Genomic DNA, 22,113 nt, shown 5'->3' with positions numbered 1-22,113 from the left:
GCACATCGCGTTCTACAGGCTCAAGCAGATGAATCCCGCCCACGAAACAACCGTCTCCATCCCCGGAGATGCCGCGGAGCAGCCGCAGCAGCAATCGCCTGGAAGTTCTCGCGGACAACCCGAGTCAGGGGGTGATCGCCGCCCAGCACCCGCTCGAAGTCGGCCAGCGTGGCCTCCAGCAGCGGGATGGCCCGGCCCAGATCCCCCGCCGACTCGTAGGCGCCGGCGAGGTTGTTGCGGGAGGTCAGGGTGTCGGGGTGGTCGGCGCCCAGCACTCGCTCCCGGTCGGCGAGCGTCGCCTCGAGCAGGGGGATGGCCCGGCCCAGGTCCCCCGCCGTCTGGTAGGCGTGGGCGAGGTTGTTGCGGGAGGTCAGGGTGTGGGGGTGGTCGGCGCCCAGCACTCGCTCCCGGTCGGTCAACGTGGCCTCGTACAGCGGGATGGCCTTCCTCAGGTCCCCCGCCGCCTGGTAGGTGCCGGCGAGGTTGTGGCGGGAGGTCAGGGTGTCGGGGTGGTCGGCGCCCAGCACCCGCTCCCGGTCGGCGAGCGTCGCCTCGAGCAGGGGGATGGCCCGGCCCAGGTCCCCCGCCGTCTGGTAGGCGTGGGCGAGGTTGTGGCGGGAGGTCAGGGTGTCGGGGTGGTCGGCGCCCAGCACCCGCTCCCGGTCGGCGAGCGTCGCCTCGAGCAGGGGGATGGCCCGGCCCAGGTCCCCCGCCGTCTGGTAGGCGTAGGCGAGGTTGTGGCGGGAGGTCAGGGTGTCGGGGTGGTCGGCGCCCAGCACCCGCTCGAAGTCGGCCAGCGTCTGCTCGTACAGCGGGATGGCCCGGCCCAGATCCCCCGCCGACTCGTAGGCGCCGGCCAGGTTGTTGCGGGAGGACAGGGTGTCGGGGTGGTCGCCGCCCAGCACCCGCTCGCAGTCGGCCAGCGTGGCCTCATGCAGGGGTATGGCCCGGCCCAGGTTCCCCGCCGCCCGGTAGGCGCCGGCGAGGTTGTGGCGGGAGGTCAGGGTGTCGGGGTGGTCGTCGCCCTGCACCCGCTCCCGGTCGGCGAGCGTGGCCTCGTACAGCGGGATGGCCCGGCCCAGATCCCCCGCCGACTCGTAGGCGCCGGCCAGGTTGTTGCGGGAGGACAGGGTGTCGGGGTGGTCGCCGCCCAGCACCCGCTCGGAGTCGGCGAGGGTCTGCTGCAGCAGGGGGATGGCGCGGGAAAGATCAGCCAAGTTGTACAGGTACCGGCCGCACCAGGCGCGGAGCCCCAGCAGTTCGGCGGGCACGTCGTTGTCGGCAGCCGCCTGCTGGTACAGGGTGTCGGCTTGCTCGATGAGCATCTCCACCCCAGCGCGGGCCGCCCACGTGTGAGCCCCGTCGGGCAGCGTGGCGTTGAAGGCGTGCAGCAGGTTGATCGCGTCGGTGAGGAAGGTGTCGAGGTCGTCGTGGTGGGCGGCGCGCTCGCGCAGCACCCGCTGGATCAGGCGGTGCATCAAGACGGTGGTGCGGTCCTCGCTGAAGGTGATCAGTGAGGTGTCGGCCAGGTCGGCGAGCATCTCCCGCCCCCATACCGGCTCGCCGTCGCCCGTGGTCGCGGCGTGGAGCACCGCCAGTGGCACGCCGGCCGGGGACAGCACCGCCAGAAGGCCCAGTAGCGGCCCGGCGAACGGGAAGGCGTCCTCGGCCTGGGTGACCGACAGCATGATCGCCTCAGCGGTGCCCCTGGGGTAGCCGGCGCCGTCCTGGGCGGGCAGGTAGTCGTCGAGGGGGAAGGTCCGCAGCAGCTGCAGGTAGCCGGCGTAGTCCAGGCGCAGCCGGGTGATGACCGCAGCGGCCTGGGCCAGGGCCAGCGGCAGATGCCCCACCTCTTCGGCCAGCTCGGCGGCGCCGGCGGGGTCGTCCAACCCGGAGCGGTCATGCAGGAACGCCTGCGCCTGCACCGGGGTGAACTCCTGCACGTTGACCGGCTCATAGACGCGCAGAAAAGCACGGTGCCGGGTGGTGATCACGACCCGGGTGGCGCCGGTGGCCGGGCACCAGGCGCGCACGGTGTCCAGGTCGATGGCGTTGTCGAAAACCAGCAGCGCCGGCCGCAGGGTCGCGGCCAGCCAGGCCTTGGCTCGCCGGGCGGCGGTGTCCGCATCGTCGTCGCCCTGCCGTAGGTCGAGTCGCTGAGCCAGGGCGGCCAAGCCGGTCACGATCTGCTCGCTGGTCTCGGCCGCGAGCCAGGCCACTACCGGCCAGGCGGCGGCCTGGCAGGCCCAGGCGTAGGAGGCGGCCAGCAACGTCTTGCCCACCCCGGGGGTGCCGCCGACGGCGCAGATCACCACCGCGCCGCCGCTGCCACCCTTCTTGCCATCCTGGCCGTCCTGGTCTGGTTCGCCGAGCAGGTCGGCCAGTCGCTGCAGCTGCGGGCGCGGCTGGAAGCCGGGCGGACGCTGTGGGATGTCGCCCTCCACGATCTGGCCCGGCTCGTGCGCGGGCGGGTACGTGACGACGACCTTGTCGGCCTTGCCGATGACCGTGCCGGGAAAGGTGCTGTCGTGGAACTCGATGTGATCGCCGTCGGCGCGCTTATCGGCGCTCATCGTCGTCTGCTTCCGGCGTGGTCGCGGCGCTGCTGTTGACCTGCTTGCCGATGACCGTGCCCGGGAAGGTGCTGTGATGGAACTCGATGTGGTCGCCGCCGTAGGAGCGCCGGTCATCCCCCTCATGGATGCTCTGATCGCCGCCGGCCTGATACACCCGGCCCTGGTCGGAGGCCTCGGCTTGCATCTGCACATTCCGCGCCCCATCCCCGGTGGAGACGATGCCGGAGTTATCCCCGCCGAGGGCGACCGCCCCGTCGCCGGCGGCAGACGCCCCGGGCGGCGGACTCGGCGGGCCCTGCTGCTCGGCTTGGGCCCGGGCGTGTTCGCCGCGCAGCGCCACCACGGAGACCACCAGGGCGGCCGCGCCCAGCGCCATGCCGGTGAACATGCCGACCACGCTGGCCCGCTGATCCAGCACGGCCAGCACGTCGGCGGGCAGGTGCAGCGGATCGGCGAAGAACCACAACACCCCGGCGGCCAGGCAGATCGCCAGCACGACGCCCGCGGCGATGGCCACCACCCGCCACCGCCGCGAACCCTCCGCGAGCGTACGCCCCGCTGTCTGCGTCATGCCTCAAGGGTGCTCCCGCATCCCCACGGGTGGGACGCATAGTGACGAACACGTGACCTGTCCGCTTGCGGCCCCGAATCGGTCGTTTACGGGACGGGCGGCGGCGGGGCTGTGATCGCGTTTCCGCAGGAACAATCAAGATCGGAAAGTCCCGAAACTTGGCAGCGGCGACGCGTTAGCTTGCCGGACGACTCCAGGGCCGGCGGCATCTGGTCTTGACGTCCGGCAGCATGATGATCCCGTTGTTCCACAAAGCGTTGCTCTCTCGCGCGTCGCCACCCACAGCGGTTGCTGGCCGGCCCGGTCGGCGCGGTAGGGCTGAGCGCCGACGACGCTGGGTGCGTCTCTCGACGTCGTGCACCAGGCATTCGATGGGCAGACTGGCCGCTGGCGTGCAACGCGCGTCAGTCAGCTGGCGTGGTCGGAGACTTGACCGGCTGGCAGCGTCGTGAGCAGCGGGGGCAACACCTCTTGCGGAGAACGCTGATGCCGCATGCGCAACAGCCGCCAGGTCGTGGCCCACGCCTGCAGGTCGTCTTCGGAGCCGGAGCACGCCCAGATGAACGCGCGGACCAGCTTCTCAGGCGGTAGCTGGGCGGAGTTCAGCGCCTGGCACAGCGTGCTGGCGCCGAACGCCTTGCGCGAGCGTCTGACGAGTTCCCGGTAGCTCGGCTCGCCCGCCCAGATGCGGTACTGCTTCATCAAGCCGACGAACTCGGCGGGCGTTCGTGCCGACAGAGGGTCCGGTTTCAGGGCGTGCCCTGGCAGGTCGTCCGGCGGCTCGAAGGGCAGTTCGGGCGGGTTGCCCGTTCCTCCGGGAGGGGACCGGTGAGGGCCGGCGAGGTTTCTGATGGCGGTGACGACGTTGTCTGCCGGCATCGGGGACGAGCCGTCGCCCCCGGCGGCGACGGCGAGAGCGGTTCGAACCGCGTCCGCATCGGACGCCTGCCGCTGGGCGGCCCTCAGATGCTTCTTCGCGCGCAGGTACCGGGTTTCTGCCCGCGCCAGCTCGTTCGTCATGCGTACATGAGTCGCGTGTGCCCGATCCACGGTGGCGACCGCTTTGTTATAGGCCGCTTCCGCTCCCGCTAGTTCCGCCTTTGGGCGGGCCATCGCCTCGTCTCCCCCGGCTGATGCGCTATCGGCCTGCGCCTGCACCAGGTTGGCTTGAGCGATTTTCAGCGCGGTGGTCGTATTCCGGAAGATATCGGAAGTCGCCACCAACTGGCGTGTCGCATTTGTACGGTTGCGTTCGGCGGTCAGGACGGCCTGCTCGGCCGTCTGTACGATTTCCGAGAGACGGGCCAGTTCCGCTGCTCCTGCCGGCTGGCTCGTGAGCGAAGCCGTGTCTTCCTGCTCCGCGGCGGGCTGGCGTGAAATGGCCTGGCCCTTCGGGGCGGCTGGCCGGTCAGACATCCGCGGGCCGGGGTACGAGGCGCCGGGCTGCCTTAACCGCTACCGCCACGATGCCGGCGACCAGCGCGAGCGCCACCTCCGGCGGGTAGCCCAGACGTAGCAGCGTCACCGAGAACACGATGACAATGATCAGGACACCCACGCCCATGCCGGGGAGGCGGAGACGAAAACAGAACATCGAGAAATCACCTGCTTTTGTGGAGAAACATGAAACGACCGCGTGTTCGTGCGCCCCGGAGGGGGAATCCTGGTCCCGTCGGCGCCAACCTTCCGGGAACCAAGGGCGCGATAGGCCAATGATGGCGCATAACGCATGCCCGCTCGGGTGTGCGCACTTATTTCGGGAAAACGCCGTCGCCCGCGCACGTGCGGCAGCGTTCCATCCTGTGCCGAAGCGTTCAAACCGGTACGCGGGCATTCAGAACGGTTTGGATGTGCCGCGCGCCCCATTGATGTCCGTTATGTGCCGCTCTAATGGAGGAGAAAAGTTCACCTCACGCAGGTGACCTTGGGGATCATGTTCGACCGCAGAATTCTCTTTGGGCCCCCGGGGGCCCGCTGCGCCAACAGCGGGCCCCTACTTCCCTGGCCTGGGCGGGCTGCCAGCCCTGTTCAGAAGCAGGCTCGGCCATCTGGGGGAGTCACCACCATCGTGCGGGCCCCTCTGCATCACGCCCGCAGCACACTGCGACAGCGGCGGAGGAACACCTGGCTGCTGCATGACCGCCTCTGTCGTGGGCCCGACCGCCTGTCACACAGTGGCCGGGCCCGGCTGGCCACTCCAGCAGCACGGACACGTCATCCGCTCCGCCTCTGCCGGAACACGCCACCGGTTCCGGCAGAGCCGCCGGCGGCAGCGCACCACCGTGTCGTTGACCAGCAGCTCACCCACCTTCCAGCGGAGCCCTGCGACCGCACGGGCACACCCACTCCTCCGGGGTCTGCACCCCATCGGTCACCACCTGGCCATCGGCCGCCCTGCCCATGGTGAAACTGGCGATCCTGAGGAAATGGCCTCCCACCATCTCGGGGTGAATCTCGTGGCAGCGAGCGCGCAGCGTACGTTGACGCAACTCGACACAACCGCGCGCTGTCCAGTTCAGAGCGATGTTCACCAGCGTCCGGGCAACGCGCTACGACTCCCCCGGCTAAGACTGGGGCATGTGATATCGGATCTACCTGGAAGATCCTCGGATAAGAAGCTGGTCAGCGGGAACGTTCGGGCGCGGCGTTCCGCAAACGGAGGCAGGCGTCGGGGTCACATCAGGGGGCCTCACCTGTCTTTCAAGTCGTTGTCGGGGAGGACTGTTTGCGCATACGCCTGGTCTTGTTGCGCCCACGCCTGCACTTGGGGCCATGGCAGCCGCAGGGGGGCGCCCTGCGGGGCGGTGGAGATGAACTTCCAGAGTTCGCTGCGGTTGGCCAGACCGATGGGCCACATGCGTGCCAGCCAGTCATCGCGGGAGGCCCACATGCCGAGTGCGCATCGAACCAGGGCTTGATAGAAGGTGGTCGGCCCGCCTCCCCGATATCCCCAGGTGTAGCCGGGTTCGTCGCCGGGGTTGGGCAGGGGGTCAACGCGGACGTTCCCGTCCGGCATTGGGGTGAGGGCGAAGGCGGAGGTGCTGGCCTGGGGGTCAGCGGCGATGACGGTGGCGTCAGTCCAACCGTCAGGAAGGCCGATCGGCCACTCGGCTGCGATCTCAGTGCCGTGGGAGCGGTAGTCGGAATCGAACTCGACGACGAGCCGGCCCGCGTGATCGCGCCATACGGCGGAAACCTGCGCATCGGCCTGCTGGATGTAGCCGAAAGCCTCCTCGGTGCGAGGAGAGGGGTCGATGGTCAGAAGCCGGGCGAAGCGCCGGGTGCCGCGCAGGGCGGCCAATTCCTCCGGAGTGAGCTCGGTCAAGGTGTGCCGCCACTGCTCGACTACCGGGCCGGCGGCGGTAAAGGAGTGGCGGACAGTGGTGGCGAAGACCACTTCGGGCTTCTCGGTGCGGAGCAGAGAGGCCAGCTCGCGGCTCGCCTCGTACAACGCCTCGGCCACGACGTCGCGGTAGGGCATCGGGGCCTCGATGGCGCGCAGCTGGGGTAGTTCCTCGGCGGCCGCTTCGAGGTCAGGAGGCAGTTGAGCGGCGGTGCTGGCCGACTGCTCCAGCGCGACTGGCCAGTCCGGGCGCGCGGGCCGGGCGGCTAGATACCAGCCTTGGCCGCGCTCCTTTTGCTGGGCGTGGTGGCGCTGGACGTCGGCAAAGGTGGCGCGGGCGTCACGGGCGAGTAGCGCGTACGCCTGGGGGAAGCGCTCGGGCAGTCCCCACTCTCGGGCCGCTGTGAGTCGATCTCGTGTCGCGGGCCAGGCGGTGACGGTGTCGGGGATGGTGAAGGGGGCGTCGGGGCCGAAGGCTTGCAGGCGGCGTGCCGTCTCCGGGGTGAAGGAGCCGTCGAGCCAGATGGGGATGGGACGGCCGATCACTCGTTGGATGTCTTCGGCAAGCGGCAGACCGACTGGTTCGGCCTCCACCGCGTTCGGATCCGGGGGACCGGCCTCATCGTCGACGTCCGCCTTCAGCAGCGCCAGCAGGCCGCGGCGGACAGGCTGCGTGCGGGCAGACCCGGGGCGAAGCCGGTAGGCGTCGAGGTTGTACAGGTCGTAGCCCTCCGATGCTCCGAAGGAGCCGGTCGGCGGAACGATGATGATCGCGTCCTGCCAGAACGGGGGTTGCAGCACTTGAGCCGCGGCCCGGGCGGCATCCCGGTCCTCGACCCATTCCGTGGTGAACGGGGTGGCCTGGACCATGTGACCTGAGGGGGTGTCCCAGACGATGAGGTGGACGCGGCAGGGCTCATGCCATCTGGTGCGCGCGGTCACTTCGCCGTTGAAGACCACCGGGGCGGGCTCGATGGCATCGGGCCAGGACCATGGCCCGACCGCCTCCTCGGGTACGGGCCTGCCGACTTGACGGCACCAGCGGTCGATGGTGGCGGCCTGCCACAGCGGGCGGCCGTCGGCGTCGGTGCGGTCGGGGCGGGGCAGCCGGCCGGCCTGTCCCCACAGCGCGCGGGCGCGCCCTTCGGAGATGCCTACCCGCCGGGCGAACTGAGCGAGGGTGAACAGCTCGGTGTGCACTCGTTGGCTCATGCGTTGACGTTACTACACCCGAGCGCTTCCGCTCGCATGGCATAACGAATCGGAATGAGATCTAAGGTTCGAGCGCTCTCGCTCGCCTGAGAGGCGCAGGCGTCTGCTCTTGGTGCTGATGCCGTCTGCGACGATGTGCGCTGGCTTACGAGAATGCACATTCCCGGAAGCTGATCAGGGTTAGAGGGAGGGCGACGCGCCGATCACGCGGCATACACCGAACGTCCTCAAGATCCGTGAGATGGCACGTCTCCGCCGAGCAGAGGGAGCCGAAGTGAACGATCAGGATCGAGTACACGCACGGCTGACCGCCGCACTGCTCAGGATGCTGCTGCCCGACACCGCCGCGCCTTCTTCGACAGCCCCGAATAGAAGGGGCTCATGCTCCCGCAGCGAGACATGATTATCGACGCCGACACCGATATGGAGGAAACCAGCAGGCGCCGCCGGCCACGGGCGCGCCAGCAGCAGGCCGAAGACAACCAGCGCCGCGGCAGCCAGGGATGACCGAACTCCACCCCGTCGACGACGGCCAGGCGCACGCGCTCGCGGCCGTCGCCGGCGTACGCCCGGCCGATCGCAACCCCTACCTCGTGTACGTTGGCGGGCTCGACAGCGCCGAATCGCGCCGCACTATGGCCGGCTGCCTGGCCGAGATCGCGCGGATGCTCGGGTACGGGGACGCGGTCGCCGTGCCCTGAGAAGCGCTGCGATTTCAGCACGTCGCCCGGCTGCGCGCGCTCATGAGCGAGCGCACCACCGCGCGGGACGGAGAAGCGGTGCCGTGGTCGCTGTCGACCATCAACAAGCACCTGTCCGCGATCAAGGGCGTCACCAAGACCGCCTGGCGGCTCGGGCTGATGACCGCTGAAGACCCGCAGCGCGTCCAGGACGTGCGTGGCGTCAAGGGCACCCGCGCGCCGACCGGGCGCAACGTGGCCGCCACCGAGCTGGCCGCAATGCTCGCCGCCTGCCTGGACGGCACCCTGATCGGCGTGCGCAACGCCGCCGTCATCGCCGTCATGGCCTCGACCGGCGCCCGCCGCGCCGAGCTGGCCGGCGCCCGCCGCGAGCACTACAACCCAGGTGACCGGTCGCTGCGGATTCTCGGCAAGGGCAACAAGGAGCGCGAGGTCTACCTCACCGAGGAAGCCGCCGCCTCCCTGGGCGCCTGGCTGGCCCGCACCACCTGGCGGGCCGGGCCGCTGTTCGCGCCGGTTGACCGCTTGGGCAACGTGGCACGGCGGTACCTGTCCACCAAGGCCATCGCCGACGCCGTCAACGAGGCGCACGAGCGCGCAAAGCTGCCCCGGCTTACCGCGCATGACTTCCGCCGCACCTTCATCGGCGAACTCCTCGACTCCGGCGCCGACCTGGCCACTGCCCAAGCCCTCGTCGGACACGTCAGCCCGACCACCACCGCGCGCTACAACCGCCGCCCGGCCGCGACCCGGCGGGCCGCCGTGGCGCGGCAGCGCGTTCAGGGTGCGTGCCTGGTGTGGTGTCGGGTTGATGGTGGCGGGTGTCGTCGCGACTCTGCTGGTGATGTTCATGGGGGCTGTTTTCTGTGCGGCATTCCCGGTGGGACGTCAGATGCCCTTCTTTGAGAAGAGTGGGTAGGCGCTGATGCGGCGTAGGGCTACGGTCAACCCATGCAGGCAGAAGCCCTGGGGGTGTTAGAGGCCGCCAGCTGGGGTCTGGCGGGCGGCGGAGCCGCCGCGCTGGTGTCGTTCTCGGCGGCGGTCAAGGCCGCAGGCTACCGCTGGCCTTGGCGCGCCGGGAACGGCACGGAGCAGGAGGCACGCGAGCGGTTGTGGGCGCGCCTGTTCGTGCTCGGCTCGGCGCTCCTGCTCGGCGCGCTCGTGGCCGCCGCCGTACACGGGCAGATGAGCGGGCCGTGGCCGGCCTTCCTCCTCGGCGTGGGTTCCGAGGCGAGCGTGCGGGGCATTCTGGCGGGGGTGGAGGTCGCCGTGCGCAAGCCGGAGGACACGATATCGAGCCCGCCCGACACGGCGGCCACGCCGGCGGCCGACACGGCCGGAGGTGATGAGCGTGCGAACTCGTCCTGACGGCCTACTCGGCCGTCTGGCGCGGGCGATGAGGCCGCGCCGTCCCTGGCTGCGGGTGACCGTTTCTCCCTGGTGGGCTCGGGTCCTCCTGGCCGCCGGTGCCCGCCCGGCTCCCGCTGACACGATGACTGTAGCCTTTCCCTCCGCGCAGACGATGGGCCCGCGTCGGAACCTGCCCTTCGAGAGTCTGGCGGACTTTGCCCTGTACGGCGATACGACCCTATTGGGCGCGAACCTGCGCGGCGCCAACCTGCGCGGCCAGCACTTAACCGACGCGAACCTGACCTACCAGGATCTGACCGGCGCGGATCTGACCGGCGCGACCCTGACCCGCGCGATTCTGGACATGGCGATCCTGACCGGCGCCAACCTGACCGGCGCCAATCTGACCGGCGCCAACCTCGCCAGCACGAACCTGGACCAGGCGGAATGGAGCGACCGGACCCGATGGCCCACGCCCGCGTGGACGGAACGGATGCGGGTGGCCTCCGATCGGCTGCCGGATGGCCGGCTGCGGGTGCGCCCGGAGGGCCTCTCGGACACCGCGCCAGTCCCGATTTGACCGGCCAATCTGGAGCTCCCGACTACGCCCGCTGGGCAGGATGGTACCCTCGCGGCGCTGGGGGTCGGGGCCTGCGAAGCCCCCGAGCCCACAGAGCCCGGCCACGTCACCGCGCTAGACGTGAGGGTGCGTCCACATCCCACATGCGGGCGAGGGCGCGCGTTCAGCACGTAACGAGGTTGTCGTCGTCGTCAAAGAGCTGATCGATGGTCTGGCGCAGCTGATCCAACTCGGTGATGACTCCACGAGGATCGGCGATCATCTCCGATTCCTCTGTGGCATGCGAGGCTGGATGATCCTTCCATTCCTCGGTATCCACGCGCTGCGGCGGCGTCACGAATTCACCCCTGGGGGTGCGCCGACCGACACGTGTCGGTCGGCGCACCCCCGAGTCTGGTACTCCGCGTGGTCTTACGTCGGCGTGGGGCTCCGGGCGCGTCCAGCCCAACCGTTCGCGCAGCCGGACGAGCGTCTCATCGACCGCCAGCACGTCGCGCACGACGTTGTCGGGCGTGCTGGCCATCGCGAGGCGGGAAACAGGCTGTCCTGGTGTACCGTCCCGGCCTGCCGCTGAGGCCGACCAGGCTGCCTCACTGCGTCGCCGCTCTGGCGTTCACAGGTCCGACGGGCGTGCCTCTCCAGCGCGTGGGCCAGACCGACGCGCGTTACTGCTGCTGGCGGTGATTTCTGGCGCCCCCTTGGGTACTAGCCATGCGCCTTCTGCCTGTAGAGCTCAGCAGTACGGCGGATCAATGCGTGGGATTCGGCCGGGGACAGAACATGCTGGTGGAGCCGGCGAAAGTCCTTGCTGTACTGCAGGACGATCCACTCGTCCGTCTCGATGGCGCTTCCATGGAGAGTCTCGATGTGGACGACGTCGTCGTGCAGCGGCCCGAGGACGTCCCACGCGGGAAAGTCCATGATCACGTATGGGACGCAGGCGGCAGGTTCAGTCTGCGGCAGGATGCGAAGGTCGATGTGGTCCAACTCGCTCAGCCGAGCCAGGTGCAGCAGCTGGTCGTACATGAGCGCGTCATCGCCGTATCGGCGCAGCAGCACGGATTCGTCGATCACGGCTGACAGCGCAAGGGGAGAGGGGCGATGGAGTACAGCCTGTCGCCGCAGCCGCACGCCCACTCTGCGCTCCACCCACTGGGAAGTCGACGAACCTTCCCAGTGGGATCCGATCACCGCGCGCGCATAGGCGGCGGTCTGGAGAATTCCTGGCACCAGCGTGGGATGCCAGGTACACATCGATTTGGCTTCGGCCTCCATCCCGATGTAGGTGATGTAGTCCGGGCCCAGCTCGCTCTCGAAGGGATGCCACCAGGCGAGACGAGCCGAATCGTCGGCCAGGGCGAGCAAAGGGGCAGCCAGCTCTGGCGCTGTTTCATAGCAGGTGAGAAGCGCCTGGACATCGCGCGGATGGGGCATGGTCTGCCCGGTTTCCAGGCGTGACAGCTTGGCTGTGGACCAGCCAAGCCGGATGGCGACGTGCTGGCCGGTCATTCGGGCGCCCTCGCGAAGCCGGCGGAGTTCGGTTGCCAGCCGGGCACGGCGCAAGAGGGGGCTGGCATGCTCGCTCACCATGGTGCGCCCGGTTCGGCGGGGTGGCCTCCAGCGATCAGAACGCTGGACAGCTTCTTTCTCGCGTGGTGCAGGCTGACCCGCACGTTATTGGGAGTCAGGCTCAAACGGTGGCTGATCTCGGCGATGGAGTAGCCGTCCCAGTAGCAGGCCATGACGGCCTGTTGCCGGAGCGGGAGGATGGCCAGCAAGGTGAGCACCGTGTGCGTCTGTTCGGTGAGGAAGGCAGGGCCCGGCACCACCGCCTGCACCGGCGAGGGGCTGCCGCCGGACAGATCCATCGGGATCTCAGCTGCTGCGCGACGTGCTCGTAGGTACTCCCTGCTGGCCACCTTGCGCAGCCAGGGGCGCGGCCGCTCGATGTTGTGCCAGTGTTCGAAGGCGAGCAAAAACGCAGCCTGCGTCACGTCGATGGCGGTGTGCCCGTCGGCGCCCATCCAGAGGAGGTACCGCTGGAGCGGCTGAAACTCCAGCACGTAGACCTCGGTGAAATCGCCCGGTTCGCCGGTGCAGGGACCGCTGGGCGCGCTCGTCATGATGGGAGCGCCCGGGACAGGGCGGGTGCCGTGACCATGCCGAGGACCAGCAGGACGGCAATCACCTGGTCGGGCGTCCAGCCGGCCAGGACGACAACGATGATCACGATCCCCCAGAGCGCGGGCATTCGGGCACGTCCCGTACCGATGGGCGGGGGAAGCGTTGGCACACGCACAACAGGCTGACGAGCAGAGATGGACATGGGTTCCTCTCACTGAAGGCCCGCGCCGTCGTACGCTCCGGCCAAGAGACACCGGCGATGCGAGCTTTCCCGGTTCTGTACCCTTGAGCGTCTTACAGGGGATGAGCTGCGCAAATAGCCGCTGTCGTGACGATATTCAGGCCTTGTTCCGTTTAATGAAAGGGCGGCCAGCCGCCTCTTTTAGTCAACGACGCCTTGAGGCAGCGGGAATTGCATCGCAACACACGCAGGGTCTCTCTGGCTTCGTTGCGAGAGGTTCGCTGGAGGCCCGCGCCACCGTACGCTCCGGCCAAGAGACACCGGCGGCCGGGCCTTTCCCCTCACGGGGCGATGTCCGGGACCGAGGCAACCGGCCCCGGACACCTCGCCCAGCCTCAACACCCTCGGGCTCTCGCGCCGCCGTGCGAGAATTCGATGCTGCTGAACGCCCATCGACGGCCGCCGCTGGGTGAGCGGGCCGGAACACGCCCGGACCGGAGTGCGGGCTGCCACCGAGACGGGTTCGCCTGCGCACGACGCTGAGGAGACCGGATCTCGGGGTCACCGTCCGATCGCCGGGGCAGCGCGGATGAAGGTGTAGCGGCTCAGGAAAGCAGGGGCCCCACCTTCCCGTTGGTTTCCGCGAGGAGCCTCTACCCCTATAACGGCCCGTTTTCCTGGCCAACGAAGGACCCGAGCAAACGGCAACCCCCTCGCCTAGGACGGTCGTCCGTGGCGCTTTGCCGGGACCCGGAGAACCTCGACGAGCATCGAAGGAGACCGAACGAAGCCGAACGCCTTGGAACACGTCGCAGGCTGGACGCTGGGACGCTTCAACGGCTGACTGAGACGATGACGGTCTGTGCTCAGGCGCGTACACAACATGTCGAGCGCGGACCCGTCTGAGGACCACTTTCGAACCAGTTCAGCTTTGGACCTCCGCCGACGACAGGGATAGACCCTGTATCGCGGCAAGGTATGGCAAGAGGCGAGAGCGGATCGCTCAATCCATGGTTGAGGCCGGGGTTGCGGTGGCTTCGTCATCTTCGCGCAGCATGCGCAGGACGGTGGCCGGGGACGGGTGTCGGCCTTTCTTCTTGCGCTTGGTGATGACGAGGCGGGCGGCGATGTCGCGCAGGCTGAGGTTCTGCTGGCGTAGGTGCAGGGCCATGGAGAGCATGGTCGTCGGTGACGGCGGCATCGCCGATGGTCTTGCCGCGGGGGCGGGCGGATTCGTGGCCTTCCAGGGTGCGGTCGCGGATGTACTCGCGTTCCATCCCCGACAGGGCGGCGAGTACGGTGAACACCACGCCGGACGGGTCGTGGGAGCCTTCCAGTTCGCCAGTGAGGAACTCCAGGCCGATGCCGGCGGCGCGTAGTTGCTCGGCCAGGGCAGCCAGGTCGAGGTCGCGGCGCGCCGCCGCTCGACCGCGCCGGCAGCGTGAGCCCGGCCTGGCAGCGCCCGCACCGCCCAGCACACCCCGATCACCACCGGCGCCGGCAAGCGCGGCACCTATCCCTCCAGGATCAAGGCGCTCTCCGCCGCGGCCGCACTGCGCACGCCGACGGGGCGCTGGACGGCGCGCCGCAGGGATGGCGGCTGAGGCAGACCCAGGCCGACCACGACCGTCACCGCTGGAACGTTGTCACCCCCACTGGCGACGTCGCCGGGACAGTGGCCAAGGTCGGCTGACACCACCAGGCGTGGGAGGCCACCGCCGGCGATCCGGCCAGCGGCACCCCGGCCCTATCCCCATCGAGCCGCGGGGACGAGTCCGGCCGCAGCAGCGCCGACGGTACTGGCGCACCCGCACCGCGGCCTCGCTGGCGGTCGCCCGCTGGCGGTCGCCCGCTGGCACGACCCGGACCTCGACGCGGCCCTGGCCGTATGTCAGTAAGCCGCCACTGATTCACGTACAAGATCGACGCGAGAGGACGCGAACCGATGGGACGCAGACTGGACGAGGCGAGGGCCGAACTGCACGCCACCCAACGCCGCCTGGAGGTGGAAGAGGCCCGGCTGTTGGGCGACGCCGACGACGTCCAGAACGTGATCCGCAGGTTGGAGGCAGACGGGTTCGGCCCCGGCGGGTACCCCTTGTGCAAGGGCTCATAGCTGATCACGAGAGCCCCGCCCCCTAGAAAGCGCCCTGTAAGGGGCCACGGGCTCTCTCTTCATGCTCGCATCCGCGCCCGGGGCCGTTCTGACCGTGGTGTGGGTGGACCGGCGACTACTCCTGGGCCGTTCACACCGAGGCATCTTTCGCCCAAGACTGGCGCCATGACACCTTCCACATGTCGTCTTCGTCCGCCGTTCTCGATCGCAAGGCGGATACCCTGGCGCTCGCGCCGTGCTGTCGCCTGTCGACCTTGATCATGCTCCGCATCGTGGTGGAGTCGGCCTGGGGCGCGGTGTCGGAAGTGCTTGCGGTCCGTTTCCTATGAGCGCTCATCGGACTCGGCAGTACTGATCTCTTGGCAGCTGGCTCTGTATGGTGTCTGCCATTCGCCCGGGCCAGTTTCTTACGCCTTCGGGGCGCGTGAGTCTTGCGGAGGTTATCGCGCTGTCCCGGTGGTGATGTTGCGACAACCGCTGGCTCGTAGTTGTGGACGGCTGATGCCACACGACTCCCGCTGCTTACCGAGATCGCTGTGCCCTCTCCCCTCGCGCGTGCGCTGGGGGGCGGGTGAGGAGCGTGGTCAGGGCCGGATGAGCACCTTCAACGAGGTGCGCTCGTCCATGGCGCGATAGCCGTCGGGCACCTGTTCCAGGCCGATCGTCTGGTCGAACACCCGACCGGATTCGGCCGTGCCGTCCAGCACGCCCGGCGGCAGTTCGTCGATGTAGGCGCGTACCGGGGCGGGCCCGCCGGTGAGCGTGATGTTGGGCCCGAACAGGCTGCCGAAGCCGATCGCCGCCCCCTCGTACTGCGGCAGGCCGACGCGGCTGATCACCCCACCGTGACGGACAATACCGACCGCCGTGGCGTAGGCGTCCATGGAGCCGACGGCTTCCAGCACGGCGTGCACGGCCTGTCCGCCGGTCAGTTCGCGCACCTTCTCGATGCCCTCGGCGCCGTGCTCGGGTACCCCGCCGGTGGGGTTGACCCAGTGGCTGCCGTGCCCGGCGGTCGCCGGGAGTGCCACCGCATGCGGGACAACGCCTGGCTACGACTGTCAGCACAAAGCGCCGCCGTCCATGCCACGACTGACGCTCACCTTCAGGTCCTGCCGCCCGGACCGCTCGTCGGCGCGCAAACGTGGCGATGGCCATGTCCGCCGGCGGTGCGGGCACGTCTGCGCGCAGAGCGCCGCTTTGGACGCGGCAAGCAGGGGTACGCAAAACCGGCGAACGACGGACACGGATGAGTATGATCCGAGTATGAGCGATACTAAGAAGCGCATCACCATCACGGTGGACCCTCATCTGGCGGGTTACGCCGAGCATCTGGTGGCGGCGGGCAAGGCGGAGTCGGTCTCGGCCGCCTTCAACGAGGCCATGGCGGCCAAGCGCCAGCGCGACCAGCATGCGATGGCCAAGCTTCGGGAACGGGCGGCGCAAGCCGACCCGGCGCGGGTCGAGCGGATGAGAAGGCACATCGACGCCCAGGCCCGCGAGGCGGGCTTCGAGGTGGCCGCGGGTGAGTGACCAGGTGCCGACGCCCTACATCCTCGACGCCGGCGTCTTGGCGGAGATCGCGCGTGGTGACGCCGATCTCATCGGGCTCGTGCAGGACTACGACCGCGTCGGCCAGCCTCTGGTCATCTCGGCGCTCGCGGCGGCGGGCGCACTGCTCGATGTGGCGGGAGAGGAGGCCGGCGCGCTGTTGTCCGGCCTCACCGCGTTCGAGCACGTGCAGGTCGCGGCGCTGGACGGGGTGGAGCAGGCCGGCCTGCTGGCGCAGATGATCCAGCGCACCGGGCTGGATCCCTGGGACGGGCACGTCGCGGCGCTGGCCTCCATGGCCACCTGCCCCGTCCTCACCCTCGACCGCTCCCGCTGGGAGCAGCCCGCCGCGGCTTTGGACGACCCGCTGTACTTCATCGAGATCGCAGACCCCGGCGAGTGATCTACTCGCCACCGGGCACCCACGGCGACGCAGTCGCCCAGTGAGCGCATCCCGCCCGATGCCGGTGACGAGCGCCGGTCGCCGCCACCGCGGCGCCCACCAACGTGGGCCAGGCGACGTCCCGTCGCATCGTCCTTGGCGACCCCGAGGGCAACGAGTTCTCCCGTCCCCGGCCGGGCACACCTGCGCGCGGCGCGGCCGCACCGCCCGGCGCTCAGCCACGGGCGGTGCGCCAGAGGCGCCACGAACGCGCGGCGCCGCTCCCCCGTCCTCTGGAACCAGGTCGACGACAGGCCGCGCGCCCAGCGGGGCGCTGAGCGGGACCTCCACCCGCCAGCGCCTGCGCACTGCGGGACGCCCCCGCGCTCCGCCCCGCGGGCCCGCCCGCAGATCGGCACTGACGCCGAGGCGGACGAGGACGCCCACGTAGTCCTTGTCCTCGGTCCGGCGCACGCCGGCGAGCACTTCGCCCCAGCCCATGCCGCCTTCGAGTCACAGCGCTAGCCCGTCTCCCGCGACCAGGAAGCGCTGCACCGGAATCAGCCAGGGGCGCCGCGCAGAGGGGGTGATCGGAGAATGCGGCCAGGTCGCCTCCCGCAGGAACCGGGCCAGCCAATGCGGGTACCGATGGGACGATCCAGCACGCCGATGTCCTCCCAGCACCGCCTCCCGGCCCCGCCGGTCAGGTCAACGGACTCCACGCGGCGGCCCGCTCCTCCGGATGCCGCCACACCGGCGCAGAACGACGCCATGGGGATCGAACGGTCCTGGGACGAGATCGCGGCTGCGGCGGTTACGCATCGACCAGCTGCCCCACCAAACGCAGGCGTAGCCTGCGCATCGTTGCCTGCGACGTGGTGTAGGTGTTGGCTGCTCGTGGGTGAGTTGCGTCGGCCCGTGGCGGATAATCGGGGCCGTGATCATCATGGACGCCGTTCTGGAGATCGAGGTGGACGCCGGTTTCGACGCCTGGCCGGTCGCGGCAGAGGCCGATGGCTTTCTTGCCTTGTCCGGTCGGCTGAGCCTGGCCGAGGTCGGCAGTGCGATGGCGGTCATCTTCGGCTACGGCGGCATCCCGACAGCGCCGATCAGCGAGCTCCGCCACCTTCTGGACCGGCACCTGGCCGACGCGGGAAGGCTCATCGCCCCGGGCGGGCTCCGCGTCAGGGACGCCACCGCCGGGGCCGAGATCCTGCCCGGTTGCTGCTGCGGTCTGGAGGACTGGCGGCAGTGGCGCGACGTCCTGCACCGGCAGAGCCTCTGGCTCGGGCATGATCCCGACACTTACCTGACGTTCACGGGTGGAGCCGTCCGGCTCACGCAGGAGCCGGACGGCGGCTCGACGCCTGCGCGCGTCAGTGAGGTGGAGATCCGGCTGGACGAGCTGCCTGCGCTCCTGACCACGGTCCAGATGGAACTGCAGGGGTTCCTGCGCCTGGTCCACGCATGGGCCGGTGAGATCGCACCTCGAGCCGCCGACCGCCTCGTCACCGTCCTTGATGAGAATTTCCGCATCAACGGCACGCTCAACCTCGGCTGAGACCAGCACGGCCCCGGGGGTATGTGCGGGATTTGGCATCGCCACGGAAGTGCCGTGTCGCTGGGCCTGGTGCGCGCTCGGCCGGGCGGTGGTGATCTGGTGGGCCGTTGAGCCTACGCCTGCGTGGCCGGTGGAAGGTCGCCTAAGTTCGAGCAACGAGCTGCTTCATGTTGATGTGCGAGGGTGAGCCCTCCTTTTCCCGCAGTCGGGCGGGGTGGGCCAGTCCTCGTCGTGGAGGTCGTCTCGCAGGAGGCGGGCGAGTTCCGCCATGGCGTGCAGGAGTACCACGCGGAGATCTCCTTGAGGGTGGGCGAGTTCGCCGCCGAGGTAGCCGAGCAGCTCGGTGAGGTCGGCTTGAACGAAGGTCGGCATCATGACGGGGCCTTTCGTGGTGCGGTCGGGGTGCCGGCCCGGGGTGGGTGGCCCCGGGCCGGCTGGTGGCGGCTTATGCCGGGACGGGTTCGGGTGAGGGCTGGAGGCCGAGGCCCATGGCGGCGCCGAGGTAGGGGCCGAGGTGGAGGGCGTGGTGGACGGCGGGCAGGCAGCGTTCCTGCCAGGCGGTCAGGGCGGCGGTGAGGTCGGCGCGGTGGTGGAGGTGCTGGGCGAGGGCGATGGCTAGGCCGTGGGCCTGGTGGATGCCGTGGTTGGCGCCGCGGGCGGTGTGCGGGCGGACGGGGGCCAGGCGTCGCCGAGCAGGATCGCCCGTGCGCCGCCGACGCGGTGGATCATGCGGTGGGGCGGGTCGATGTCCAGGACGGGGGCGGCGTTCCAGTCGCTGGTCGCGTCGATCACCGCGGCGGCCTGCGGGGGCAGGAGCCGCTGGGCTTCGGACAGGACGACGGTGCGGGCGGCGGCGCCGATCTGGCGGGGCAGGAGGTAGGTGCGGTGGGTGGGGTCGTAGCCGGTCAGGTAGCGGAAGCGTTCGGCGGTCATGTTGAGGTAGAAGGTCCAGTCGAGCGCGGTGGTGCCGTCCGGGCGCAGGATCGGGAAGAGGTTGAACTGGCTGGTGTGCGGCTCGTAGCGGGTGAAGGCGCACAGGTTCGGCTGGGGTTCGGGCCGTTGGCCGCGCCAGGCGACGTAGCCGGCGTAGCGCAGGGCCGGGAGGGGTCGAGGAGGCGGCGGCCGAGGGAGCGGCGGCCGTCGGCGAAGACCACCAGGTCGGCGTGGAGCGGGGCGGCGCCGGTGAGGTCGAGTACGGCGGTGCCGTCGTCGCCGGGGTGCAGGGCGCGGACGCGGTGGCCGGGGTGCAGCCATCCGTCGGGGAGCCGGGTGAGCAGGGCGGTGTTGAGCTGGTGCCAGCCGGTGTTGCGGCCCGGGTAGACGAACTGGGTGCGGCGGGTCTCGCGGCGGTCGGTGATGTGGATGGTGGTGACGTGTTCGCTGGGGAAGGGCACCAGCTCGTGCTGGGGGATGCCGAGGGCCTCGAGGGTGGCCAGCGAGAGGTGGTCGAGGCCGATGACGCCGCCGGATTGGGCGTACGGGGTGGGTGCGGCTTCCAGGACGGACACGCGGGTGAAGCCGGCCTGGTGGAGCAGCAGGGCGAGGACGGGGCCGGTGATCGAGGCGCCGACGATGGCGATCGACGGCTGCGAGTGGCCGGTAGGCGTTGCTGGGGAGGGCGGGACGGGCGTGATCATGGCAGCTCCTGGGGTGTGTGGCTGAGGGGCTGCCGGACAGGGGGTGACGGGCGCCTGGCCGATGCTGCGGGCTGCGGCGTGGGGCCCCTTCCGGCGCCCGAGCCGTCGGCGGTACGGCGTACTGCCCTCGCAACCGTGTGGTCGTGGCCTGGCTGAAGATGTTTTGCGCCAGCAAAAGATCTGTCAGCCGGGCTGCGGCTCGCCCACCAGGACGGCGGAGCCGGGGCGAGAGCACGGTTGCGAGGGCGGGAAGCCGTGCCGCAGGCTCCGAAGCCGGAAGGGGAATCCACGACGCTGCACCCCGCATGTGCCGGGCACCGGTTCGCGGGTGGAAGCTCCCGGCGCGACCCCCGGCGCGGCGGCGGGGTGACCGTCGAAGGCCGTGAGGCCGGTGCTTGAGGAGATCGCGCGGCGGTCCGGGGCGGCCGGCCGGTAGCCTCCCTGATGGTGAGGGATGAGGCTGCCCACGTGCAGGCCAGGGGCCGTGGCAGGATCGCCGATGTCGAGGTGAGGCGGATCGCGCAGGCGTTCGGGCTCGGTGGCGTGCGGGAGGTCCGGTTCTTGCCGGCCAGGATGATGAACCGCAATTGGCGGCTGCGCACCGATGCGGGCGTGTTCGCGCTGAAGGAGATCGTGGACGTGCCGGTGCCCGAGGCGCGCCGAAGTCTGGTCACGGTTCGCGCGTTGGCGGCGGCCGGGTTGCCCGTGTGCGAGCCCGCCCTGCGGTCGGCGGGGACGTGGTGGCGGAGGTGGACGACGCCGGGTTCTTCTGCCTGCTGCCGTGGGTGGACGGCGACCATCGGAGGGGAACGGACCTCGACGTCGGGCAGGCGCGCGAGCTCGGGCTGCTGCTCGGCCGGATCCATCGCGCGCTGGCCGACGCCGGTTTGGGCCGGTGGATGTGCGGCCGCGGGCCAAGGTGGGCTCGCCGGAGGCGGCGGAGGCCGAGGCCGATCGGTTCCTCCGGCTCATCGGCTCCCTGCCGTGCGCGGAGCCGTTCGATGCCGCTGCCGCCGAGGCGCTGGAGCGGCGCAAGGAGCTGCTGGCCGTTCACGCGGGCGATCGTCCTGGTGATGAGGTGGCGCGCGGCCCGGTCGGGTGGACGCACGGCGACTTTCAGCCGCTGAACCTGCTGTGGCGGGACGGGCGGGTGGTGGCGGTGCTGGATGGGGACCGGCTGGGGGTGCGGCCGTATGCCGAGGAGGTCGTCCGTACCGCGCAGGTGCAGTTCGCCGCCGAGGACGGGCGGTGGGAGCTGGAGCGGGTGGCGGCGTTCGCGGCCGGTTACCGGTCGGTGGTGGCGCTGGCGCGGGAGGAGCTGGCCGCTGCGGTCGAGCGGCTGTGGTGGAAGCGCATGACGGATTTCTGGCCGCTGCAGTGGCACTACGGCAAGGGCGATCACGGCCCGGATGGGCTGTGGGTGTCCGGCGAGCGGTTGCTGCACTGGTGGAGCGGCCACCGCGAGCGGGTGCGGGCGGCGTTCAGCTTGGGATGACGCCGGCGGGTCGGGCCGGCGGTCTTGGCGCGCCGCAGGGCGGTGGTGCGTTGGGTGAGGCGGGCGGCGTGGCCGTACAGGTGGTCGCGGATGGTGCTGGGGTCGAAGAACGGGTCGACGGTCACAAGGAGCATCCCCCGGGGCGGGATCAGGTCATGGTGGAGCCGGGGAGCCCGGCCAGGAAGCGGCGGGCGGCTCGGCGGCTGGTCAAGGTGATGACGCGGGCGTGGGTGGCGTGCTCGGCGATGAGGGCGCGGACCTTGGGCCGCATCGGCGGCAGTAGCCGAGGACGTAGGTGATGAAGCCCCAGTGGATGCGGTCGTACACGCCTTGCTCGGCGTGCTGGCCGCCGCAGTAACGCCGGCGGCGCTGGAGGATGCCCCACAGGCACACGAGTGGAGGGATGTCGAGGAAGATCACGTGTCGGCGTTCGCCAGCCGGATGTGCAGGGTGGAGGCGAAGTTGCCGTCGATCACCCACTGGGGCTCGGCGACGAGCTTCTCCTGGATGGCGGCGAACTCCTCCGGCGGCAGCGGATTCCAGTCGGCGTCGTAGTAGACGGCGTCGAGGTGGGTCATGGGGACGTCGAGGAGAGCGGCGAGCCGGCGTCCCACGGTGGTCTTGCCACTGCCGCCGCAGCCGATGACGGCGATCCTGCGCATGTCGTCAGAGGTTTCCAGCGGGGAAGATGCCGGGCCGGGGTTTGCATCGTGTCGTTCGCGGATACCAGGGC

25 protein-coding genes and 1 pseudogene are annotated in these 22,113 nt (G+C 70.0%); 9 read left to right on the top strand and 17 right to left on the bottom strand.

The window, feature by feature from the left end:
* Positions 1 to 20: 20 nt before the first annotated feature.
* From KIS93_RS41545 to KIS93_RS41525, 5 genes are all read right to left on the bottom strand, one after another.
* On the bottom strand, positions 21 to 2,573 hold the full coding sequence (locus KIS93_RS41545) for a tetratricopeptide repeat-containing protein (RefSeq protein ID WP_155127447.1): 2,553 nt from the start codon (positions 2,571 to 2,573) through the stop codon (positions 21 to 23).
* Positions 2,560 to 3,093 carry a hypothetical protein gene (locus KIS93_RS41540; protein ID WP_186404725.1) on the bottom strand — a complete coding sequence of 178 codons (534 nt, stop codon included), beginning with the start codon at positions 3,091 to 3,093 and terminating at the stop codon, positions 2,560 to 2,562. The genes KIS93_RS41545 and KIS93_RS41540 overlap by 14 nt, the downstream gene beginning before the upstream one ends.
* Before the next feature lie 462 nt (positions 3,094 to 3,555).
* Positions 3,556 to 4,563, bottom strand: coding sequence for an HlyD family secretion protein (locus KIS93_RS41535; RefSeq protein ID WP_155127453.1), 1,008 nt, complete (start codon positions 4,561 to 4,563; stop codon positions 3,556 to 3,558).
* A complete protein-coding gene (locus KIS93_RS41530; RefSeq protein ID WP_155127456.1) occupies positions 4,556 to 4,711 on the bottom strand; it encodes a hypothetical protein in 156 nt (51 codons plus the stop codon). Before KIS93_RS41530 ends, KIS93_RS41535 begins: the two co-directional genes overlap by 8 nt.
* Positions 4,712 to 5,836: 1,125 nt before the next feature.
* Positions 5,837 to 7,702 (bottom strand): hypothetical protein, encoded by a 1,866-nt coding sequence (locus KIS93_RS41525; protein ID WP_155127459.1) that lies wholly within the window; start codon positions 7,700 to 7,702, stop codon positions 5,837 to 5,839.
* Between the two features lie 503 nt (positions 7,703 to 8,205).
* Here KIS93_RS41525 and KIS93_RS66110 point away from each other — a divergent pair.
* From KIS93_RS66110 to KIS93_RS41510, 4 genes are all read left to right on the top strand, one after another.
* Positions 8,206 to 8,403 (top strand): hypothetical protein, encoded by a 198-nt coding sequence (locus KIS93_RS66110; protein ID WP_230466203.1) that lies wholly within the window; start codon positions 8,206 to 8,208, stop codon positions 8,401 to 8,403.
* A gap of 42 nt (positions 8,404 to 8,445) precedes the next feature.
* Complete coding sequence (locus tag KIS93_RS41520; RefSeq protein WP_230466204.1) at positions 8,446 to 9,309, top strand: tyrosine-type recombinase/integrase; 864 nt, start codon at positions 8,446 to 8,448, stop codon at positions 9,307 to 9,309.
* A gap of 45 nt (positions 9,310 to 9,354) precedes the next feature.
* Complete coding sequence (locus tag KIS93_RS41515) at positions 9,355 to 9,771, top strand: hypothetical protein (RefSeq protein ID WP_080039149.1); 417 nt, start codon at positions 9,355 to 9,357, stop codon at positions 9,769 to 9,771.
* Positions 9,772 to 9,895: 124 nt separating this feature from the next.
* Positions 9,896 to 10,333, top strand: a complete 438-nt coding sequence (locus KIS93_RS41510; protein WP_230466205.1) for a pentapeptide repeat-containing protein — start codon at positions 9,896 to 9,898, stop codon at positions 10,331 to 10,333.
* 163 nt (positions 10,334 to 10,496) lie between these two features.
* On the opposite strand, the gene KIS93_RS41505 is transcribed toward KIS93_RS41510, so the two are convergent.
* From KIS93_RS41505 to KIS93_RS69220, 6 genes and pseudogenes are all read right to left on the bottom strand, one after another.
* Positions 10,497 to 10,856, bottom strand: a complete 360-nt coding sequence (locus KIS93_RS41505; RefSeq protein WP_155127462.1) for a hypothetical protein — start codon at positions 10,854 to 10,856, stop codon at positions 10,497 to 10,499.
* A 182-nt stretch (positions 10,857 to 11,038) separates the two neighbouring features.
* On the bottom strand, positions 11,039 to 11,923 hold the full coding sequence (locus KIS93_RS41500; RefSeq protein WP_080039151.1) for a helix-turn-helix domain-containing protein: 885 nt from the start codon (positions 11,921 to 11,923) through the stop codon (positions 11,039 to 11,041).
* On the bottom strand, positions 11,917 to 12,456 hold the full coding sequence (locus tag KIS93_RS41495) for an RNA polymerase sigma factor (protein WP_080039152.1): 540 nt from the start codon (positions 12,454 to 12,456) through the stop codon (positions 11,917 to 11,919). Before KIS93_RS41495 ends, KIS93_RS41500 begins: the two co-directional genes overlap by 7 nt.
* Positions 12,453 to 12,584: a hypothetical protein gene (locus KIS93_RS67790; protein ID WP_268966964.1), complete on the bottom strand. Its 132-nt coding sequence runs from the start codon at positions 12,582 to 12,584 to the stop codon at positions 12,453 to 12,455. Before KIS93_RS67790 ends, KIS93_RS41495 begins: the two co-directional genes overlap by 4 nt.
* Before the next feature lie 1,057 nt (positions 12,585 to 13,641).
* Positions 13,642 to 13,809, bottom strand: a complete 168-nt coding sequence (locus KIS93_RS66105; RefSeq protein ID WP_230466207.1) for a hypothetical protein — start codon at positions 13,807 to 13,809, stop codon at positions 13,642 to 13,644.
* A gap of 100 nt (positions 13,810 to 13,909) precedes the next feature.
* Positions 13,910 to 14,116 (bottom strand): annotated as a pseudogene (locus KIS93_RS69220) (hypothetical protein); the annotation flags it as partial.
* 467 nt (positions 14,117 to 14,583) lie between these two features.
* On the opposite strand from KIS93_RS69220, the gene KIS93_RS41485 reads away from it, so the two are divergent.
* Entirely contained in the window at positions 14,584 to 14,754 is a 171-nt protein-coding gene (locus KIS93_RS41485; RefSeq protein WP_155127465.1) for a hypothetical protein, read from the top strand.
* A 130-nt stretch (positions 14,755 to 14,884) separates the two neighbouring features.
* Here KIS93_RS41485 and KIS93_RS67785 read toward each other — a convergent pair whose 3' ends face one another.
* Both KIS93_RS67785 and KIS93_RS41480 read right to left on the bottom strand, forming a co-directional pair.
* On the bottom strand, positions 14,885 to 15,016 hold the full coding sequence (locus KIS93_RS67785) for a hypothetical protein (protein WP_268966965.1): 132 nt from the start codon (positions 15,014 to 15,016) through the stop codon (positions 14,885 to 14,887).
* 322 nt (positions 15,017 to 15,338) lie between these two features.
* The gene (locus tag KIS93_RS41480) at positions 15,339 to 15,785 is read right to left on the bottom strand and encodes a zinc-binding dehydrogenase (RefSeq protein WP_080039153.1); all 447 of its coding nucleotides are present in this window, start codon (positions 15,783 to 15,785) and stop codon (positions 15,339 to 15,341) included.
* A 235-nt stretch (positions 15,786 to 16,020) separates the two neighbouring features.
* Here KIS93_RS41480 and KIS93_RS41475 point away from each other — a divergent pair, with 235 nt between their 5' ends.
* From KIS93_RS41475 to KIS93_RS41465, 3 genes are all read left to right on the top strand, one after another.
* Positions 16,021 to 16,287, top strand: a complete 267-nt coding sequence (locus tag KIS93_RS41475; protein ID WP_080039154.1) for a hypothetical protein — start codon at positions 16,021 to 16,023, stop codon at positions 16,285 to 16,287.
* Positions 16,280 to 16,708, top strand: coding sequence for a hypothetical protein (locus KIS93_RS41470; RefSeq protein WP_080039155.1), 429 nt, complete (start codon positions 16,280 to 16,282; stop codon positions 16,706 to 16,708). Before KIS93_RS41475 ends, KIS93_RS41470 begins: the two co-directional genes overlap by 8 nt.
* Positions 16,709 to 17,633: 925 nt before the next feature.
* A complete protein-coding gene (locus tag KIS93_RS41465; RefSeq protein ID WP_230466491.1) occupies positions 17,634 to 18,248 on the top strand; it encodes a hypothetical protein in 615 nt (204 codons plus the stop codon).
* Positions 18,249 to 18,863: 615 nt separating this feature from the next.
* Here the strand turns inward: KIS93_RS41465 and KIS93_RS63760 are convergent.
* Both KIS93_RS63760 and KIS93_RS63755 read right to left on the bottom strand, forming a co-directional pair.
* Positions 18,864 to 19,181: a hypothetical protein gene (locus tag KIS93_RS63760; protein WP_222107824.1), complete on the bottom strand. Its 318-nt coding sequence runs from the start codon at positions 19,179 to 19,181 to the stop codon at positions 18,864 to 18,866.
* On the bottom strand, positions 19,178 to 19,885 hold the full coding sequence (locus KIS93_RS63755; protein WP_222107823.1) for an FAD-dependent oxidoreductase: 708 nt from the start codon (positions 19,883 to 19,885) through the stop codon (positions 19,178 to 19,180). The genes KIS93_RS63760 and KIS93_RS63755 overlap by 4 nt, the downstream gene beginning before the upstream one ends.
* 895 nt (positions 19,886 to 20,780) lie before the next feature.
* Between KIS93_RS63755 and KIS93_RS41455 the strand changes: the two genes are divergently transcribed.
* Entirely contained in the window at positions 20,781 to 21,380 is a 600-nt protein-coding gene (locus KIS93_RS41455; RefSeq protein WP_186404724.1) for a phosphotransferase, read from the top strand.
* Between the two features lie 148 nt (positions 21,381 to 21,528).
* Here KIS93_RS41455 and KIS93_RS67780 read toward each other — a convergent pair whose 3' ends face one another.
* Complete coding sequence (locus KIS93_RS67780) at positions 21,529 to 21,651, bottom strand: hypothetical protein (RefSeq protein ID WP_281261994.1); 123 nt, start codon at positions 21,649 to 21,651, stop codon at positions 21,529 to 21,531.
* Positions 21,652 to 21,796: 145 nt separating this feature from the next.
* The gene (locus KIS93_RS66095; protein ID WP_246005435.1) at positions 21,797 to 22,042 is read right to left on the bottom strand and encodes a P-loop NTPase family protein; all 246 of its coding nucleotides are present in this window, start codon (positions 22,040 to 22,042) and stop codon (positions 21,797 to 21,799) included.
* Positions 22,043 to 22,113 lie beyond the last annotated feature (71 nt).

Source organism: [Actinomadura] parvosata subsp. kistnae (assembly GCF_900323885.1).
Classification (GTDB): Bacteria; Actinomycetota; Actinomycetes; order Streptosporangiales; family Streptosporangiaceae; genus Nonomuraea; species Nonomuraea composti.
This window is presented reverse-complemented; position numbering and strand designations above follow the sequence as displayed.

Excerpts from the sequence above, each read along its gene's own strand:
- KIS93_RS41545 (WP_155127447.1), bottom strand. The coding sequence starts at position 2,573 with ATGAGCGCCGATAAGCGCGCCGACGGCGATCACATCGAGTTCCACGAC.
- KIS93_RS66105 (WP_230466207.1), bottom strand. The coding sequence starts at position 13,809 with ATGGCCCTGCACCTACGCCAGCAGAACCTCAGCCTGCGCGACATCGCC.
- KIS93_RS67785 (WP_268966965.1), bottom strand. The coding sequence starts at position 15,016 with ATGATCAAGGTCGACAGGCGACAGCACGGCGCGAGCGCCAGGGTATCC.
- KIS93_RS66095 (WP_246005435.1), bottom strand. The coding sequence starts at position 22,042 with ATGCGCAGGATCGCCGTCATCGGCTGCGGCGGCAGTGGCAAGACCACC.
- KIS93_RS67780 (WP_281261994.1), bottom strand. The coding sequence starts at position 21,651 with ATGCGGCCCAAGGTCCGCGCCCTCATCGCCGAGCACGCCACCCACGCC.
- KIS93_RS41485 (WP_155127465.1), top strand. The coding sequence starts at position 14,584 with ATGGGACGCAGACTGGACGAGGCGAGGGCCGAACTGCACGCCACCCAA.
- KIS93_RS66110 (WP_230466203.1), top strand. The coding sequence starts at position 8,206 with ATGACCGAACTCCACCCCGTCGACGACGGCCAGGCGCACGCGCTCGCG.
- KIS93_RS41530 (WP_155127456.1), bottom strand. The coding sequence starts at position 4,711 with ATGGGCGTGGGTGTCCTGATCATTGTCATCGTGTTCTCGGTGACGCTG.
- KIS93_RS41500 (WP_080039151.1), bottom strand. The coding sequence starts at position 11,923 with ATGGTGAGCGAGCATGCCAGCCCCCTCTTGCGCCGTGCCCGGCTGGCA.
- KIS93_RS41520 (WP_230466204.1), top strand. The coding sequence starts at position 8,446 with ATGAGCGAGCGCACCACCGCGCGGGACGGAGAAGCGGTGCCGTGGTCG.
- KIS93_RS41510 (WP_230466205.1), top strand. The coding sequence starts at position 9,896 with ATGACTGTAGCCTTTCCCTCCGCGCAGACGATGGGCCCGCGTCGGAAC.
- KIS93_RS41495 (WP_080039152.1), bottom strand. The coding sequence starts at position 12,456 with ATGACGAGCGCGCCCAGCGGTCCCTGCACCGGCGAACCGGGCGATTTC.
- KIS93_RS41475 (WP_080039154.1), top strand. The coding sequence starts at position 16,021 with ATGAGCGATACTAAGAAGCGCATCACCATCACGGTGGACCCTCATCTG.
- KIS93_RS41525 (WP_155127459.1), bottom strand. The coding sequence starts at position 7,702 with ATGAGCCAACGAGTGCACACCGAGCTGTTCACCCTCGCTCAGTTCGCC.
- KIS93_RS41515 (WP_080039149.1), top strand. The coding sequence starts at position 9,355 with ATGCAGGCAGAAGCCCTGGGGGTGTTAGAGGCCGCCAGCTGGGGTCTG.
- KIS93_RS63755 (WP_222107823.1), bottom strand. The coding sequence starts at position 19,885 with ATGATCACGCCCGTCCCGCCCTCCCCAGCAACGCCTACCGGCCACTCG.
- KIS93_RS41505 (WP_155127462.1), bottom strand. The coding sequence starts at position 10,856 with ATGGCCAGCACGCCCGACAACGTCGTGCGCGACGTGCTGGCGGTCGAT.
- KIS93_RS63760 (WP_222107824.1), bottom strand. The coding sequence starts at position 19,181 with ATGACCGCCGAACGCTTCCGCTACCTGACCGGCTACGACCCCACCCAC.
- KIS93_RS41535 (WP_155127453.1), bottom strand. The coding sequence starts at position 4,563 with ATGTCTGACCGGCCAGCCGCCCCGAAGGGCCAGGCCATTTCACGCCAG.
- KIS93_RS41465 (WP_230466491.1), top strand. The coding sequence starts at position 17,634 with ATGGACGCCGTTCTGGAGATCGAGGTGGACGCCGGTTTCGACGCCTGG.
- KIS93_RS67790 (WP_268966964.1), bottom strand. The coding sequence starts at position 12,584 with ATGCCCGCGCTCTGGGGGATCGTGATCATCGTTGTCGTCCTGGCCGGC.